The following is a 12,585-nucleotide window of genomic DNA, read 5'->3' as shown; positions in this document are numbered from 1 at the left end:
GCTCAACCCAACTTTGCAAGAAAAATATGCGAAATAATCAGCCTTGGCGCTGTTTATGCTTCGGCTCGGCACTGCAAATCACACGGATGACACCATCACGCTTAACGATTTTGCAGTTACGGCATAATTTCTTGACGGAAGCACGAACTTTCATTTTTACTCTCCGTAACTTCTCAGGCGACCATTTAGCGGCCGTAGCCTTTCAGGTTCGCCTTCTTCAATGCAGACTCATACTGACTGGACATCATCAGAGTTTGCACTTGAGCCATAAAGTCCATAATCACGACAACAACGATAAGCAGTGAGGTCCCACCGAAGTAGAACGGTACCTTCATTGCATCACGCATGAACTCCGGGATCAGGCAGATAAAAGTAATATAAAGCGCACCAACCAAAGTCAGGCGAGTCATTACTTTATCGATATACTTCGCCGTTTGCTCTCCCGGACGAATTCCTGGTACAAATGCACCGGACTTCTTCAGGTTATCTGCTGTTTCACGCGGGTTGAAAACCAACGCCGTGTAGAAGAAACAGAAGAAGATGATCGCAGACGCATAGAGTAACACATAAAGTGGTTGCCCAGGCTGCAAATACAGCGAAATTGTTGTCAGCCAGTTCCAACCAGTACCGCCCCCGAACCATGACGCGATGGTTGCCGGGAACAGAATAATACTGGAAGCGAAGATAGCCGGGATAACCCCCGCCATGTTCACTTTCAGCGGTAAATGTGTGCTCTGTGCAGCATAGACACGACGACCTTGTTGACGCTTAGCGTAGTTCACCACAATGCGGCGTTGACCACGTTCAACGAAGACAACAAAGAACGTCACTGCAAATACTAATACTGCAACCAACAGCAACAGGAGGAAGTGCAGGTCGCCTTGACGCGCTTGCTCGATAGTGTGGGCAATGGCTGGCGGGAGCCCCGCAACAATACCAGCGAAGATAATGATTGAGATACCGTTACCGATACCACGCTCAGTAATCTGTTCGCCGAGCCACATCAGGAACATTGTTCCTGTGACCAGACTTACAACAGCGGTGAAATAGAATGCAAAGCCTGGGTTTAATACCAGGCCCTGCATACCAGGCATATTCGGCAGACCGGTAGCAATACCGATCGACTGGAATATTGCCAGCACCAGAGTGCCGTAACGGGTGTACTGGCTTATCTTACGACGTCCAGACTCCCCTTCTTTCTTCAGTTCTGCCAGGGCCGGATGAACGACCGTCAGCAGCTGGATAATAATCGATGCCGAAATATACGGCATGATACCCAGAGCGAAGATAGAAGCACGGCTGAGAGCACCACCAGAGAACATGTTAAACATTTCAATGATGGTGCCTCGCTGTTGCTCAAGCAGTTTGGCAAGTACAGCGGCATCGATACCAGGGATCGGAATAAAAGAGCCAACACGGAACACAATCAGCGCGCCGATAACAAACAGCAGTCTGCGTTTCAGCTCGCCAAATCCACCTTTGGCACTTTGAAAATCTAATCCCGGTTGCTTAGCCATCTGCTACTTATTCCTCAATTTTACCGCCAGCGGCTTCGATAGCAGCACGAGCACCTTTAGTAACACGCAGGCCACGAACAGTTACCGGAGTAGAAACTTCACCAGCCAGGATCACTTTCGCGAACTCGATCTGGATACCGATAATGTTTGCCGCTTTCAGCGTGTTCAGGTCTACAACGCCGCCTTCAACTTTCGCCAGGTCAGACAGACGGATTTCCGCTGTAATCGCTGCTTTGCGAGAAGTGAAGCCGAACTTCGGCAGACGACGGTACAGTGGCATCTGGCCACCCTCGAAACCGCGACGTACGCCACCGCCAGAACGAGAGTTCTGACCTTTGTGACCACGACCACCGGTTTTGCCGAGGCCAGAACCGATACCACGACCCAGGCGTTTACCCGCCTTTTTAGAGCCTTCGGCCGGAGACAGAGTATTTAAACGCATCTCTTACTCCTCAACTTTAACCATGAAGTAAACCGCGTTGACCATACCACGAACAGCGGGAGTATCCTCACGCTCAACGGTATGACCAATACGACGCAGACCCAGGCCAAGCAGCGTTGCCTTGTGTTTCGGCAGACGACCGATTGCACTGCGGGTTTGAGTGATTTTAATAGTCTTTGCCATGGTCAATTACCCCAGAATTTCTTCAACGGATTTACCACGCTTGGCAGCGACCATTTCTGGAGAATTCATATTTTCCAGGCCATCAATAGTTGCACGAACCACGTTAATCGGGTTGGTGGAACCGTATGCTTTAGCCAGAACGTTATGAACCCCAGCAACTTCCAGAACGGCGCGCATTGCACCACCGGCGATGATACCGGTACCTTCTGAAGCTGGCTGCATGAATACACGAGAACCCGTGTGAACACCTTTAACTGGGTGCTGCAGGGTACCGTTGTTCAGCGCGACGTTAATCATATTGCGACGGGCTTTTTCCATCGCTTTCTGGATCGCTGCTGGAACTTCACGCGCTTTACCGTAACCAAAACCAACGCGACCGTTACCATCGCCAACTACAGTCAGAGCTGTGAAGGAGAAAATACGACCACCTTTAACGGTTTTAGATACGCGGTTAACCGCGATCAGCTTTTCCTGCAGTTCGCCAGCCTGTTTTTCGATGTGAGCCATCTTACACCTCTACCTTAGAACTGAAGGCCAGCTTCACGGGCAGCATCTGCCAGTGCCTGGACACGACCATGATATTGGAACCCGGAACGGTCAAAGGAAACATTGCTGATGCCTTTTTCCAGAGCGCGTTCTGCAACAGCTTTACCTACAGCTGCAGCGGCGTCTTTGTTACCGGTGTACTTCAATTGCTCTGCAATAGCTTTTTCTACAGTAGAAGCAGCTACCAGAACTTCAGAACCGTTTGGTGCAATGACCTGTGCGTAAATATGACGCGGGGTACGATGTACCACCAGGCGAGTTGCACCCAGCTCTTTGAGCTTGCGGCGTGCGCGGGTCGCACGACGGATACGAGCAGATTTCTTATCCATAGTGTTACCTTACTTCTTCTTAGCCTCTTTGGTACGCACGACTTCGTCGGCGTAACGAACACCCTTGCCTTTATAAGGCTCAGGACGACGGTAGGCGCGCAGATCTGCTGCAACCTGGCCGATCAGCTGTTTATCAGCGCCTTTCAGCACGATTTCAGTCTGGGTCGGACATTCTGCAGTGATACCGGCCGGCAGCGGATGCTCAACAGGGTGTGAGAAGCCCAGAGACAGGCCTACTGCATTCCCTTTGATAGCTGCACGATAACCTACACCAACCAGTTGAAGCTTTTTAGTGAAGCCTTCGGTAACACCAACAACCATTGAGTTCAGCAGGGCACGCGCGGTACCAGCCTGAGCCCATCCATCCACGAAACCATCACGTGGACCGAAGGTCAGAGCGTTATCTGCATGTTTAACTTCAACAGCTTTGTTGAGGGTACGAGTCAGCTCGCCGTTTTTACCTTTGATCGTAATAACCTGACCGTCGATTTTTACATCAACGCCGGCAGGAATAACGACCGGTGCTTTAGCAACACGAGACATTCTTTCCTCCGATTAGGCTACGTAGCAGATAATTTCGCCACCAAGACCAGCCTGGCGCGCTGCACGATCAGTCATAACACCTTTAGAGGTAGAAACAACTGCGATACCAAGACCAGCCATAACTTTAGGCAGCTCATCTTTTTTCTTATAGATGCGCAGACCTGGGCGGCTGACACGCTGAATGCTTTCTACAACAGCTTTACCCTGGAAATACTTGAGAGTAAGTTCCAGTTCCGGCTTGGTGTCGCCTTCAACTTTAAAATCTTCGATAAAACCTTCTTCCTTCAGCACGTTGGCAATTGCCACTTTCAGCTTGGCGGAAGGCATGGTGACCGCAACTTTGTTCGCGGCCTGACCGTTACGGATACGGGTCAGCATATCCGCGATCGGATCTTGCATGCTCATCTGTCTTTACTCCCGTGATTCAATTGGTAATTACCAGCTAGCCTTTTTCAAGCCTGGTACTTCACCGCGCATGGCGGCTTCACGCAGTTTGATACGGCTCAACCCAAACTTGCCCACATAACCATGTGGACGACCTGTTTGACGACAGCGGTTACGCTGACGAGACGGGCTGGAATCACGCGGCAGAGACTGCAGCTTGAGAACCGCATTCCAACGATCTTCGTCGGAAGCGTTCACATCAGAAATGATCGCTTTCAGTTCAGCGCGTTTAGCGAAGAATTTATCAGCTAAAGCTACGCGTTTTACTTCGCGTGCTTTCATTGATTGCTTAGCCATTCAGTAACCCTACCTTACTTGCGGAACGGGAAGTCAAAGGCAGCCAGCAGAGCACGGCCTTCTTCATCAGATTTCGCAGTAGTGGTAATGGTAATATCCAAACCACGCACGCGGTCGACTTTATCGTAGTCGATCTCTGGGAAGATGATCTGCTCACGGACACCCATGCTGTAGTTACCACGACCGTCGAAAGACTTAGCGGACAAGCCACGGAAGTCACGGATACGTGGTACAGCAATAGTGATCAGGCGCTCAAAGAACTCCCACATGCGTTCGCCACGCAGAGTTACTTTACAGCCGATCGGATAGCCCTGACGGATTTTGAAGCCTGCAACAGATTTGCGTGCTTTGGTGATCAGCGGTTTTTGACCGGAGATTGCTGTCAGGTCAGCTGCTGCGTTATCCAGCAGTTTCTTGTCAGCGATCGCTTCACCAACACCCATGTTCAGGGTGATCTTCTCGACCCGAGGGACTTGCATGACAGAATTGTAGTTAAACTCAGTCATGAGTTTGTTAACTACTTCGTCTTTGTAGTAATCATGCAGTTTCGCCATCGTACTACTCCAAATTACTTGATAGTTTCGCTGTTAGACTTGAAGAAACGGACTTTTTTCCCGTCTTCGAATCTAAAGCCTACACGGTCAGCCTTGCCGGTTGCCGCATTGAAGATTGCAACGTTAGAAACCTGAATAGCAGCTTCTTTTTCAACGATGCCGCCTGGTTGGTTCAGGGCCGGAACCGGCTTCTGATGTTTCTTAACCAGGTTGATACCTTCAACAATGACCTTGCCGGAAGACAGGACATTTTTTACTTTACCGCGTTTACCTTTATCTTTACCGGTTAACACGATAACTTCGTCATCACGACGGATTTTCGCTGCCATGATTCGCTCCTTAGAGTACTTCTGGTGCCAGAGAGATAATTTTCATGAACTTTTCAGTACGAAGTTCACGAGTTACCGGCCCAAAGATACGCGTGCCGATTGGCTGCTCACTGTTATTGTTCAAAATAACGCATGCATTACCATCGAAGCGAATGACAGAACCGTCAGGGCGACGAACACCCTTCTTGGTGCGCACCACTACCGCTTTCAGCACATCACCTTTTTTGACCTTACCACGTGGAATTGCTTCTTTGATGGTGATCTTGATGATGTCGCCTACGCCTGCGTAGCGACGGTGCGAGCCACCCAGAACCTTGATACACATTACGCGACGTGCACCGGAGTTGTCGGCGACGTTCAGCATAGTCTGTTCTTGGATCATTTTAGTGCTCCGCTAATGTCAACTACTACCTGAGACTCTAAAATCAGAGCCGTTAAAAAGCCCCATATCGAGGGCGCGGCATTATAACACCGCTTCTACAATATGGGTAGAAAAAATAAACGGCTCATCGCTGAGCCGTTTATTCGTATTGAGAATGCGTACTCTATTACAGAACCGCTTTCTCTACAACGCGAACCAGCGTCCAGGACTTAGTCTTGGACAGTGGACGGCATTCACGGATTTCAACCTTGTCGCCGATACCACATTCGTTGTTCTCGTCATGTACGTGCAGTTTGGTCGTACGTTTGATGAATTTACCGTAGATCGGGTGTTTCACAATACGTTCGATAGCTACAACGATGGATTTCTCCATTTTGTCGCTAACAACACGACCTTGCAGAGTACGGATTTTATCGGTCATTACGCACCCGCCTTCTGAGTCAGTAAAGTCTTAACGCGCGCAACATTGCGACGCACTTGCTTCAGCAGGTGAGTCTGTTGCAGCTGGCCACTTGCAGCCTGCATACGCAGGTTGAACTGCTCACGCAGCAGGTTCAGCAGCTCAGCGTTCAGCTCTTCAACGCTTTTTTCACGCAGCTCTTTTGCTTTCATTACATCACCGTCTTAGTTACAAAGGTGGTTTTGATAGGCAGTTTCGCTGCTGCCAGGCCGAAGGCTTCACGGGCCAGCTCTTCCGGAACGCCGTCCATTTCATAAAGGACTTTGCCCGGTTGGATCAAGGCAACCCAGTACTCCACGTTACCTTTACCTTTACCCATACGAACTTCCAGCGGCTTCTCGGTGATCGGTTTGTCCGGGAATACACGGATCCAGATCTTACCTTGACGCTTAACTGCACGGGTCATTGCACGACGTGCTGCTTCGATCTGACGTGCAGTCAGACGACCACGGCCAACAGCTTTCAGACCGAAAGTGCCGAAGCTAACATCCGTACCCTGCGCCAGACCACGGTTGCGGCCTTTGTGCACTTTACGGAATTTTGTACGCTTTGGTTGTAACATCAGCGACGCTCCTTATTTACGGCCTTTACGCTGCTGCTTTTTAGGTTGAGCAGCCGGTTTTTCCGGTTGTTCAACAGCAGCCATACCACCCAGGATCTCACCTTTGAAGATCCATACCTTAACGCCGATTACACCGTAAGTGGTGTGCGCTTCAGAGGTGTTGTAGTCGATGTCAGCACGCAGAGTGTGCAGCGGTACGCGACCTTCGCGGTACCATTCGGTACGTGCGATTTCCGCGCCGCCCAGACGGCCGCTAACTTCAACTTTGATACCCTTAGCGCCCAGACGCATTGCGTTCTGTACAGCACGCTTCATAGCACGACGGAACATAACACGACGTTCCAGCTGTGAAGTGATGCTGTCAGCAACCAATTTAGCGTCCAGTTCAGGCTTACGAACTTCAGCGATATTGATCTGTGCAGGAACGCCAGCGATATCCGCTACGACCTTGCGCAGTTTTTCTACGTCTTCGCCTTTCTTACCGATAACGATGCCAGGACGAGCAGTGTGAATGGTTACACGAATGCTCTTAGCTGGACGCTCGATAACGATACGAGATACAGACGCTTTAGCCAGTTCCTTAGTCAGGTACTGACGTACTTTAAAATCGCTGTCCAGGTTGTCAGCGAATTCTTTGGTGTTCGCAAACCAGGTAGAGTTCCATGGTTTTACAATACCCAGGCGAATACCATTAGGATGTACTTTCTGACCCATTGCTAGTCTCCAGAGTCTCAGCGATCGGACACAACCACAGTAATGTGGCTGGTGCGCTTCAGGATGCGATCTGCACGACCTTTCGCACGCGGCATAATGCGCTTCATGCTTGGGCCTTCATCTACGAAAATTTTCGCGACTTTCAGATCGTCGATGTCAGCGCCATCGTTGTGTTCAGCGTTAGCAATGGCAGATTCCAGTACTTTCTTGACCAATACCGCAGCTTTCTTGTTGGTATAGGTCAGGATGTCCAGGGCCTGCGACACTTTCTTACCGCGAATCAGGTCAGCAACAAGGCGAACCTTCTGAGCAGAAGAACGAGCATGGCGATGTTGAGCTAAAGTTTCCATCTCTTCCTCCTACCTTATTTCTTCTTCGCTTTTTTATCAGCAGCGTGGCCGCGATAAGTACGAGTCGGTGCGAATTCACCCAGTTTGTGACCAACCATTTCGTCGGTAACAAAGACTGGAACGTGCTGACGACCATTATGGACAGCGATGGTCAAACCGATCATGTTAGGAAAGATCGTTGAACGACGGGACCAAGTGCGCAGGGGCTTCTTGTCTCCGCTTTCCACCGCTTTCTCTACCTTCTTCAGCAAGTGCAGGTCAATAAAAGGACCTTTCTTGAGAGAACGTGGCATGGCTTATCCTCTAAAATTATTTGCTACGGCGACGTACGATAAATTTATCAGTACGCTTGTTGCTGCGGGTCTTCTTACCTTTGGTCTGAACGCCCCACGGAGTTACCGGGTGCTTACCAAAGTTACGACCTTCACCACCACCATGTGGGTGGTCTACTGGGTTCATCGCAGTACCGCGAACGGTAGGACGAACACCACGCCAGCGTGCAGCACCAGCTTTACCCAGAACGCGCAGCATATGCTCAGCATTGCCAACTTCGCCCAGAGTAGCGCGGCAATCTGCTTCGACTTTACGCATTTCACCAGAACGCAGACGCAGGGTGACATAAGCACCGTCACGAGCAACGATCTGAACGTAAGTACCCGCGGAACGCGCCAGCTGACCGCCTTTACCTGGTTTCATTTCTACGTTATGAACGGTAGAACCAACCGGGATATTGCGCATCGGCAGGGTGTTGCCTGCTTTGATTGCAGCATCAACGCCAGACTGAATCTGGTCGCCAGCTTTCAGGCCTTTAGGGGCCAGGATGTAACGGCGTTCACCGTCTTTGTACAGAACCAGCGCGATGTTCGCGGAACGGTTCGGATCGTACTCAAGACGTTCAACAACTGCTGGGATACCGTCTTTGTTGCGTTTGAAGTCAACAATACGATAAGCCTGCTTGTGGCCACCACCGATGTGACGAGTGGTGATACGGCCATTGTTGTTACGACCACCGGATTTGCTGTTTTTTTCCAGCAACGGAGCAAAAGGTTTGCCCTTGTGCAGCTCAGGGTTAACCACTTTAACTACGTGGCGACGACCCGGAGATGTCGGTTTACATTTAACAACTGCCATTGTATTACTCCTCCGACTTACTCAGCGCCGCCAACGAAGTCCAGGTTCTGGCCTTCTTTAAGGGTGACGTAAGCTTTTTTCCAGTCGCTACGACGACCGATACGCTGTCCGTGACGTTTAACTTTCCCTTTAACAACCAGGGTGTTAACGACTTCGACTTCGACTTCAAACAGTTTCTGCACAGCAGCTTTGATCTCTGCTTTGGTCGCGTCTTTAGCAACTTTGAGAACGATGGTGTTTGTTTTTTCCATCGCAGTAGACGCTTTTTCAGAAACGTGCGGTGCGCGAAGCACCTTCAGCAGACGTTCTTCACGAATCATGCCAGCATCTCCTCAACTTGCTTAACAGCATCAGCAGTCATTACGACTTTGTCGAAGGCGATCAGGCTAACCGGGTCGATACCAGTCGCATCGCGTACGTCAACCTTGTGCAGGTTACGTGCGGCCAGGAACAGGTTCTCGTCCAGCTCACCGGTGATGATCAGCACATCTTCCAGAGCCATGTCTTTCAGTTTCTGTGCCAGCAGCTTAGTTTTAGGCGCTTCTACAGAGAACTTCTCGACAACGATCAGACGATCCTGACGTACCAGTTCGGACAGAATGCTTTTCAGCGCGCCGCGGTACATCTTTTTGTTAACTTTTTGACTGTGGTCCTGTGGACGCGCAGCGAAGGTCACGCCACCTGAACGCCAGATCGGGCTCTTGATAGAACCTGAACGCGCACGGCCGGTACCTTTCTGGCGCCATGGCTTTTTGCCAGAACCAGTTACTTCAGCACGAGTCTTCTGAGCACGAGTACCCTGACGAGCACCAGCTGCATAAGCAACAACAACCTGGTGAACCAGCGCTTCGTTGAAATCACGACCGAAGGTAGTTTCGGAAACAGTCAGCGCGCTCTGCGCGTCTTTCAATACTAATTCCATTGCTATCCCCTTACGCCTTCACAGCTGGTTTAACGATCAGGTCGCTACCGGTAGCACCCGGAACAGCACCCTTAACCAGCAGCAGGTTGCGCTCAGCGTCAACACGTACTACGTCCAGGCTCTGAACGGTTACACGTTCGTTACCCAGCTGACCTGCCATTTTCTTGCCTTTGAACACTTTGCCCGGAGTCTGGTTCTGACCGATAGAACCCGGAACGCGGTGAGACAAGGAGTTACCGTGAGTAGCGTCCTGGGTACGGAAGTTCCAGCGCTTAACGGTACCAGCAAAACCTTTACCTTTAGAGGTACCGGTTACGTCAACTTTTTTAACGTCAGCAAACAGCTCAACGCTAATGTCTTGACCTACGGTGAACTCTTCGCCTTCAGCAAGACGGAATTCCCACAGACCACGGCCAGCTTCAACGCCAGCTTTAGCGAAGTGACCCGCTTCTGGTTTGGTTACACGGTTAGCTTTTTTAGCACCGGTGGTAACCTGAACAGCGCGGTAGCCATCGTTAGCCAGATCTTTAACCTGAGTAACGCGGTTTGCTTCAACTTCGATTACGGTTACTGGGATAGAAACGCCATCTTCAGTGAAGATGCGGGTCATTCCCACTTTTTTACCGACTAAACCAATCATTGTTTCAACCTCTCAATCGCTCGATGACCTGATTAACCCAGGCTGATCTGCACGTCTACACCGGCAGCCAGATCCAGACGCATCAGAGCATCAACGGTTTTCTCAGTTGGCTCAACGATGTCAACCAGACGCTTGTGAGTGCGGATTTCGTACTGATCACGCGCATCTTTGTTAACGTGCGGAGAGATCAGAACGGTAAAGCGCTCTTTGCGGGTCGGCAGCGGGATCGGACCACGGACTTGCGCACCAGTGCGCTTAGCAGTCTCGACGATTTCCGCGGTTGATTGATCGATCAGACGATGATCAAACGCTTTAAGGCGGATACGGATTCTTTGGTTCTGCATGAGACCAGAGCTCCAATTATTTTATAAACGAAAATGATTACTCCTCAAACCCATTACGATTGATGGGAGAGTGTAACCGTTCTTACGTAGCTCCCCGATTGGGAGCATTGTTGAGTAACAAAATTAGCTACTCCGGTTCAGATTGAACCCGCCGTCAACTACGACAAGCCCGCGCATTATACGTAAATCTGAGCAAGACGCAAGTGCCGTTTAGAAATTAAGCGCCAAAGACATGCGATGCGTAGGGCATTCCATTATTTGCAGCAACCTGTCTGCTTTCATCTCTTCTTATGAACCCCTCACGCAATTCCTGTGTTCGGACATTGCTGGCCTTGCATCATGAGAAGAGTATGCACCAAATATCTTTGAGGCTTTGCGTATGCTGACTCCCCTCCCCTTTCTGCTCGTTTACTTCGCACTCTCCGGTTTACTGGTACGTGAAGATATTCGTGCCGGCCTTCTCCCGGATAAATACCTCTGTCCCCTCTTATGGACCGGCCTGCTCTTCCAGCGTTGCCTTCATCCTGACTTTCTTTCGAACGCAGTGGCTGGCGCGATGGCAGGGTATGTGAGCTTTGCGATTATCTACTGGGGCTACCGGCTTCTGACTGGACGTGAAGGGATGGGCTATGGCGATGTGAAATATCTTTCGGCACTGGGGGCGTGGCACGGTTGGCACATATTGCCCGCACTGGTGTTAACCGCCGCATTGTTGGCGCTTCTTTACCAGCTGATTCTCGCTTTACCGGCTCCTGATAAACAGGCATTAAAAAACCCACTGCCTTTTGGGCCATTTCTGGCGGCAGCGGGTTTAAGCGTTGGCTGGCAGACGCTGTTTAGTCAGCCACTTTAATCTGGGATTGAAGATAATTCTGCAGACCAATTTTACTGATGAGATCCAGCTCAGTTTCAAGCCAGTCGATGTGCCCTTCTTCATCGGCCAGAATCTGGATCATCATATCGCGGCTGACGTAGTCATGAACACTGTCCGCATAGGCAATGGCTTCGCGGAGATCTTTTGCGCCTTCAAGCTCGAGCCTGAGGTCGGACCGAAGCATCTCTTCAACATCTTCACCGATGCCGAGTTTGCCGAGATCCTGCAGGTTAGGAATGCCTTCAAGGAATAAAATACGCTCGATGTATTTATCGGCATGTTTCATCTCATCGATGGATTCGTGGTATTCAACATCGTTGAGGCGCATCAGGCCCCAGTTTTTGAACATTCTCGCATGGAGAAAATACTGATTGATCGCGACAAGCTCATTTCCCAATAATTTATTGAGATAACTTATGATTTTAACATCACCTTTCATTATATAGTCCCTCCGCTTCCACTCATTGAAGCGTAGATCGGGCTACAGGGATGTCAAAAAAAAGATGGGCGCTTACGCAATCTCTTTGTATTCCGGGATCTGCATCAATTCGTCCTGCATGATCTCACGTGCAGCACGTACACATTTACCGCATTGATTTCCCACTGGAACAAATTTGCGAAGCTGCTGGAAGGACTGTGGCTGAAACTGGCGAACGGCCTGACGTATTTTTTTGTCACTTACACCATTACATAAACAAACGTACATAAAGACTCCCGTTCAAAATATGCGCAAAGTGTAAGTGAGAATGGTTATGATTACAATAGCACAAACACCCGTATACGGGGCGGGAGAGGACGAAAAATGCGAAAATTTGTGACAGACACATAACGGCAGAAAACAAAAAAGGACGCCGAAGCGTCCTTTTTTAATTCAGGGATAAGTAATTAGCCCAGAACTTTAGCAACAACGCCCGCGCCAACGGTACGGCCGCCTTCACGGATTGCGAAACGCAGACCGTCGTCCATCGCGATTGGGTGGATCAGCGTCACAACCATCTTGATGTTGTCGCCTGGCATTACCA

The 12,585-nt window shown here is 50.1% G+C and carries 27 protein-coding genes; 1 reads left to right on the top strand and 26 read right to left on the bottom strand.

What is annotated here, in order from left to right:
* Positions 1 to 37: 37 nt before the first annotated feature.
* The 23 genes from rpmJ to rpsJ form a co-directional block, all read right to left on the bottom strand.
* Positions 38 to 154 (bottom strand): 50S ribosomal protein L36, encoded by a 117-nt coding sequence (gene rpmJ / locus AC2FAP_RS23935; RefSeq protein ID WP_000868187.1) that lies wholly within the window; start codon positions 152 to 154, stop codon positions 38 to 40.
* A gap of 31 nt (positions 155 to 185) precedes the next feature.
* A complete protein-coding gene (gene secY / locus AC2FAP_RS23930) occupies positions 186 to 1,517 on the bottom strand; it encodes a preprotein translocase subunit SecY (protein WP_014171896.1) in 1,332 nt (443 codons plus the stop codon).
* 7 nt (positions 1,518 to 1,524) lie between these two features.
* A complete protein-coding gene (gene rplO / locus AC2FAP_RS23925; RefSeq protein ID WP_003863304.1) occupies positions 1,525 to 1,959 on the bottom strand; it encodes a 50S ribosomal protein L15 in 435 nt (144 codons plus the stop codon).
* 3 nt (positions 1,960 to 1,962) lie between these two features.
* Positions 1,963 to 2,142 (bottom strand): 50S ribosomal protein L30, encoded by a 180-nt coding sequence (rpmD, locus tag AC2FAP_RS23920; RefSeq protein ID WP_003863301.1) that lies wholly within the window; start codon positions 2,140 to 2,142, stop codon positions 1,963 to 1,965.
* 6 nt (positions 2,143 to 2,148) lie between these two features.
* Positions 2,149 to 2,649, bottom strand: coding sequence for a 30S ribosomal protein S5 (gene rpsE / locus AC2FAP_RS23915; RefSeq protein WP_003863299.1), 501 nt, complete (start codon positions 2,647 to 2,649; stop codon positions 2,149 to 2,151).
* Positions 2,650 to 2,663: 14 nt separating this feature from the next.
* Complete coding sequence (gene rplR / locus AC2FAP_RS23910) at positions 2,664 to 3,017, bottom strand: 50S ribosomal protein L18 (protein WP_013099023.1); 354 nt, start codon at positions 3,015 to 3,017, stop codon at positions 2,664 to 2,666.
* Positions 3,018 to 3,026: 9 nt separating this feature from the next.
* Complete coding sequence (gene rplF / locus AC2FAP_RS23905; RefSeq protein WP_003863296.1) at positions 3,027 to 3,560, bottom strand: 50S ribosomal protein L6; 534 nt, start codon at positions 3,558 to 3,560, stop codon at positions 3,027 to 3,029.
* 12 nt (positions 3,561 to 3,572) lie between these two features.
* Positions 3,573 to 3,965: a 30S ribosomal protein S8 gene (gene rpsH / locus AC2FAP_RS23900; RefSeq protein ID WP_006178918.1), complete on the bottom strand. Its 393-nt coding sequence runs from the start codon at positions 3,963 to 3,965 to the stop codon at positions 3,573 to 3,575.
* Positions 3,966 to 3,995: 30 nt separating this feature from the next.
* Positions 3,996 to 4,301 (bottom strand): 30S ribosomal protein S14, encoded by a 306-nt coding sequence (gene rpsN / locus AC2FAP_RS23895; RefSeq protein WP_003863291.1) that lies wholly within the window; start codon positions 4,299 to 4,301, stop codon positions 3,996 to 3,998.
* Between the two features lie 14 nt (positions 4,302 to 4,315).
* Positions 4,316 to 4,855 (bottom strand): 50S ribosomal protein L5, encoded by a 540-nt coding sequence (gene rplE, locus AC2FAP_RS23890; protein ID WP_001096206.1) that lies wholly within the window; start codon positions 4,853 to 4,855, stop codon positions 4,316 to 4,318.
* A 14-nt stretch (positions 4,856 to 4,869) separates the two neighbouring features.
* On the bottom strand, positions 4,870 to 5,184 hold the full coding sequence (gene rplX, locus AC2FAP_RS23885) for a 50S ribosomal protein L24 (protein ID WP_000729185.1): 315 nt from the start codon (positions 5,182 to 5,184) through the stop codon (positions 4,870 to 4,872).
* Positions 5,185 to 5,194: 10 nt separating this feature from the next.
* On the bottom strand, positions 5,195 to 5,566 hold the full coding sequence (gene rplN, locus AC2FAP_RS23880; protein ID WP_002919748.1) for a 50S ribosomal protein L14: 372 nt from the start codon (positions 5,564 to 5,566) through the stop codon (positions 5,195 to 5,197).
* Between the two features lie 166 nt (positions 5,567 to 5,732).
* Positions 5,733 to 5,987, bottom strand: a complete 255-nt coding sequence (rpsQ, locus tag AC2FAP_RS23875; protein WP_008503489.1) for a 30S ribosomal protein S17 — start codon at positions 5,985 to 5,987, stop codon at positions 5,733 to 5,735.
* Positions 5,987 to 6,178, bottom strand: coding sequence for a 50S ribosomal protein L29 (rpmC, locus tag AC2FAP_RS23870; protein WP_003863282.1), 192 nt, complete (start codon positions 6,176 to 6,178; stop codon positions 5,987 to 5,989). The genes rpsQ and rpmC overlap by 1 nt, the downstream gene beginning before the upstream one ends.
* Positions 6,178 to 6,588, bottom strand: coding sequence for a 50S ribosomal protein L16 (gene rplP / locus AC2FAP_RS23865; protein ID WP_002919759.1), 411 nt, complete (start codon positions 6,586 to 6,588; stop codon positions 6,178 to 6,180). The genes rpmC and rplP overlap by 1 nt, the downstream gene beginning before the upstream one ends.
* Positions 6,589 to 6,600: 12 nt before the next feature.
* Positions 6,601 to 7,302 (bottom strand): 30S ribosomal protein S3, encoded by a 702-nt coding sequence (gene rpsC, locus AC2FAP_RS23860; RefSeq protein WP_000529945.1) that lies wholly within the window; start codon positions 7,300 to 7,302, stop codon positions 6,601 to 6,603.
* Between the two features lie 17 nt (positions 7,303 to 7,319).
* Positions 7,320 to 7,652 (bottom strand): 50S ribosomal protein L22, encoded by a 333-nt coding sequence (gene rplV, locus AC2FAP_RS23855; protein WP_002919773.1) that lies wholly within the window; start codon positions 7,650 to 7,652, stop codon positions 7,320 to 7,322.
* Between the two features lie 14 nt (positions 7,653 to 7,666).
* Entirely contained in the window at positions 7,667 to 7,945 is a 279-nt protein-coding gene (gene rpsS, locus AC2FAP_RS23850; RefSeq protein ID WP_001138117.1) for a 30S ribosomal protein S19, read from the bottom strand.
* A 16-nt stretch (positions 7,946 to 7,961) separates the two neighbouring features.
* Complete coding sequence (rplB, locus tag AC2FAP_RS23845; RefSeq protein ID WP_000301859.1) at positions 7,962 to 8,783, bottom strand: 50S ribosomal protein L2; 822 nt, start codon at positions 8,781 to 8,783, stop codon at positions 7,962 to 7,964.
* Between the two features lie 17 nt (positions 8,784 to 8,800).
* Entirely contained in the window at positions 8,801 to 9,103 is a 303-nt protein-coding gene (gene rplW / locus AC2FAP_RS23840; RefSeq protein WP_000617546.1) for a 50S ribosomal protein L23, read from the bottom strand.
* Entirely contained in the window at positions 9,100 to 9,705 is a 606-nt protein-coding gene (gene rplD, locus AC2FAP_RS23835; protein WP_000424395.1) for a 50S ribosomal protein L4, read from the bottom strand. Before rplD ends, rplW begins: the two co-directional genes overlap by 4 nt.
* Positions 9,706 to 9,715: 10 nt before the next feature.
* Entirely contained in the window at positions 9,716 to 10,345 is a 630-nt protein-coding gene (rplC, locus tag AC2FAP_RS23830) for a 50S ribosomal protein L3 (RefSeq protein WP_006178923.1), read from the bottom strand.
* A 32-nt stretch (positions 10,346 to 10,377) separates the two neighbouring features.
* A complete protein-coding gene (gene rpsJ / locus AC2FAP_RS23825) occupies positions 10,378 to 10,689 on the bottom strand; it encodes a 30S ribosomal protein S10 (RefSeq protein ID WP_001181005.1) in 312 nt (103 codons plus the stop codon).
* A gap of 379 nt (positions 10,690 to 11,068) precedes the next feature.
* Between rpsJ and AC2FAP_RS23820 the strand changes: the two genes are divergently transcribed.
* Positions 11,069 to 11,542, top strand: a complete 474-nt coding sequence (locus AC2FAP_RS23820; RefSeq protein WP_068795489.1) for a prepilin peptidase — start codon at positions 11,069 to 11,071, stop codon at positions 11,540 to 11,542.
* On the opposite strand, the gene bfr is transcribed toward AC2FAP_RS23820, so the two are convergent.
* From bfr to AC2FAP_RS23805, 3 genes are all read right to left on the bottom strand, one after another.
* Positions 11,526 to 12,002: a bacterioferritin gene (bfr, locus tag AC2FAP_RS23815; protein ID WP_014171902.1), complete on the bottom strand. Its 477-nt coding sequence runs from the start codon at positions 12,000 to 12,002 to the stop codon at positions 11,526 to 11,528. The two genes, AC2FAP_RS23820 and bfr, sit on opposite strands and share 17 nt — an antisense overlap.
* A gap of 72 nt (positions 12,003 to 12,074) precedes the next feature.
* The gene (gene bfd / locus AC2FAP_RS23810) at positions 12,075 to 12,269 is read right to left on the bottom strand and encodes a bacterioferritin-associated ferredoxin (RefSeq protein ID WP_008503493.1); all 195 of its coding nucleotides are present in this window, start codon (positions 12,267 to 12,269) and stop codon (positions 12,075 to 12,077) included.
* A 179-nt stretch (positions 12,270 to 12,448) separates the two neighbouring features.
* On the bottom strand, positions 12,449 to 12,585 hold a 137-nt coding region (locus AC2FAP_RS23805), incomplete at its 5' end, for an EF-Tu C-terminal domain-related protein (RefSeq protein ID WP_072163719.1).

The organism is Enterobacter cloacae complex sp. 394I7, from assembly GCF_057320345.1.
The sequence above is the reverse complement of the archived record's forward strand: the minus strand, read 5'-3'. Positions and strand labels throughout refer to the sequence as shown.

What these genes read in the sequence shown, in the direction of transcription:
- rplF (WP_003863296.1), bottom strand. Translation starts at nt 3,560, where the DNA reads ATGTCTCGTGTTGCTAAAGCACCGGTCGTTATTCCTGCCGGCGTTGAT.
- rpsH (WP_006178918.1), bottom strand. Translation starts at nt 3,965, where the DNA reads ATGAGCATGCAAGATCCGATCGCGGATATGCTGACCCGTATCCGTAAC.
- rpsN (WP_003863291.1), bottom strand. Translation starts at nt 4,301, where the DNA reads ATGGCTAAGCAATCAATGAAAGCACGCGAAGTAAAACGCGTAGCTTTA.
- rplV (WP_002919773.1), bottom strand. Translation starts at nt 7,652, where the DNA reads ATGGAAACTTTAGCTCAACATCGCCATGCTCGTTCTTCTGCTCAGAAG.
- rplR (WP_013099023.1), bottom strand. Translation starts at nt 3,017, where the DNA reads ATGGATAAGAAATCTGCTCGTATCCGTCGTGCGACCCGCGCACGCCGC.
- rplW (WP_000617546.1), bottom strand. Translation starts at nt 9,103, where the DNA reads ATGATTCGTGAAGAACGTCTGCTGAAGGTGCTTCGCGCACCGCACGTT.
- rplC (WP_006178923.1), bottom strand. Translation starts at nt 10,345, where the DNA reads ATGATTGGTTTAGTCGGTAAAAAAGTGGGAATGACCCGCATCTTCACT.
- rpsC (WP_000529945.1), bottom strand. Translation starts at nt 7,302, where the DNA reads ATGGGTCAGAAAGTACATCCTAATGGTATTCGCCTGGGTATTGTAAAA.
- rpmC (WP_003863282.1), bottom strand. Translation starts at nt 6,178, where the DNA reads ATGAAAGCAAAAGAGCTGCGTGAAAAAAGCGTTGAAGAGCTGAACGCT.
- bfr (WP_014171902.1), bottom strand. Translation starts at nt 12,002, where the DNA reads ATGAAAGGTGATGTTAAAATCATAAGTTATCTCAATAAATTATTGGGA.
- rplB (WP_000301859.1), bottom strand. Translation starts at nt 8,783, where the DNA reads ATGGCAGTTGTTAAATGTAAACCGACATCTCCGGGTCGTCGCCACGTA.
- rpsE (WP_003863299.1), bottom strand. Translation starts at nt 2,649, where the DNA reads ATGGCTCACATCGAAAAACAGGCTGGCGAACTGCAGGAAAAGCTGATC.
- secY (WP_014171896.1), bottom strand. Translation starts at nt 1,517, where the DNA reads ATGGCTAAGCAACCGGGATTAGATTTTCAAAGTGCCAAAGGTGGATTT.
- rplP (WP_002919759.1), bottom strand. Translation starts at nt 6,588, where the DNA reads ATGTTACAACCAAAGCGTACAAAATTCCGTAAAGTGCACAAAGGCCGC.
- rpsJ (WP_001181005.1), bottom strand. Translation starts at nt 10,689, where the DNA reads ATGCAGAACCAAAGAATCCGTATCCGCCTTAAAGCGTTTGATCATCGT.
- rpsQ (WP_008503489.1), bottom strand. Translation starts at nt 5,987, where the DNA reads ATGACCGATAAAATCCGTACTCTGCAAGGTCGTGTTGTTAGCGACAAA.
- rpsS (WP_001138117.1), bottom strand. Translation starts at nt 7,945, where the DNA reads ATGCCACGTTCTCTCAAGAAAGGTCCTTTTATTGACCTGCACTTGCTG.
- rplO (WP_003863304.1), bottom strand. Translation starts at nt 1,959, where the DNA reads ATGCGTTTAAATACTCTGTCTCCGGCCGAAGGCTCTAAAAAGGCGGGT.
- rplN (WP_002919748.1), bottom strand. Translation starts at nt 5,566, where the DNA reads ATGATCCAAGAACAGACTATGCTGAACGTCGCCGACAACTCCGGTGCA.
- rplX (WP_000729185.1), bottom strand. Translation starts at nt 5,184, where the DNA reads ATGGCAGCGAAAATCCGTCGTGATGACGAAGTTATCGTGTTAACCGGT.
- AC2FAP_RS23820 (WP_068795489.1), top strand. Translation starts at nt 11,069, where the DNA reads ATGCTGACTCCCCTCCCCTTTCTGCTCGTTTACTTCGCACTCTCCGGT.
- rplE (WP_001096206.1), bottom strand. Translation starts at nt 4,855, where the DNA reads ATGGCGAAACTGCATGATTACTACAAAGACGAAGTAGTTAACAAACTC.
- rplD (WP_000424395.1), bottom strand. Translation starts at nt 9,705, where the DNA reads ATGGAATTAGTATTGAAAGACGCGCAGAGCGCGCTGACTGTTTCCGAA.
- bfd (WP_008503493.1), bottom strand. Translation starts at nt 12,269, where the DNA reads ATGTACGTTTGTTTATGTAATGGTGTAAGTGACAAAAAAATACGTCAG.
- rpmJ (WP_000868187.1), bottom strand. Translation starts at nt 154, where the DNA reads ATGAAAGTTCGTGCTTCCGTCAAGAAATTATGCCGTAACTGCAAAATC.
- rpmD (WP_003863301.1), bottom strand. Translation starts at nt 2,142, where the DNA reads ATGGCAAAGACTATTAAAATCACTCAAACCCGCAGTGCAATCGGTCGT.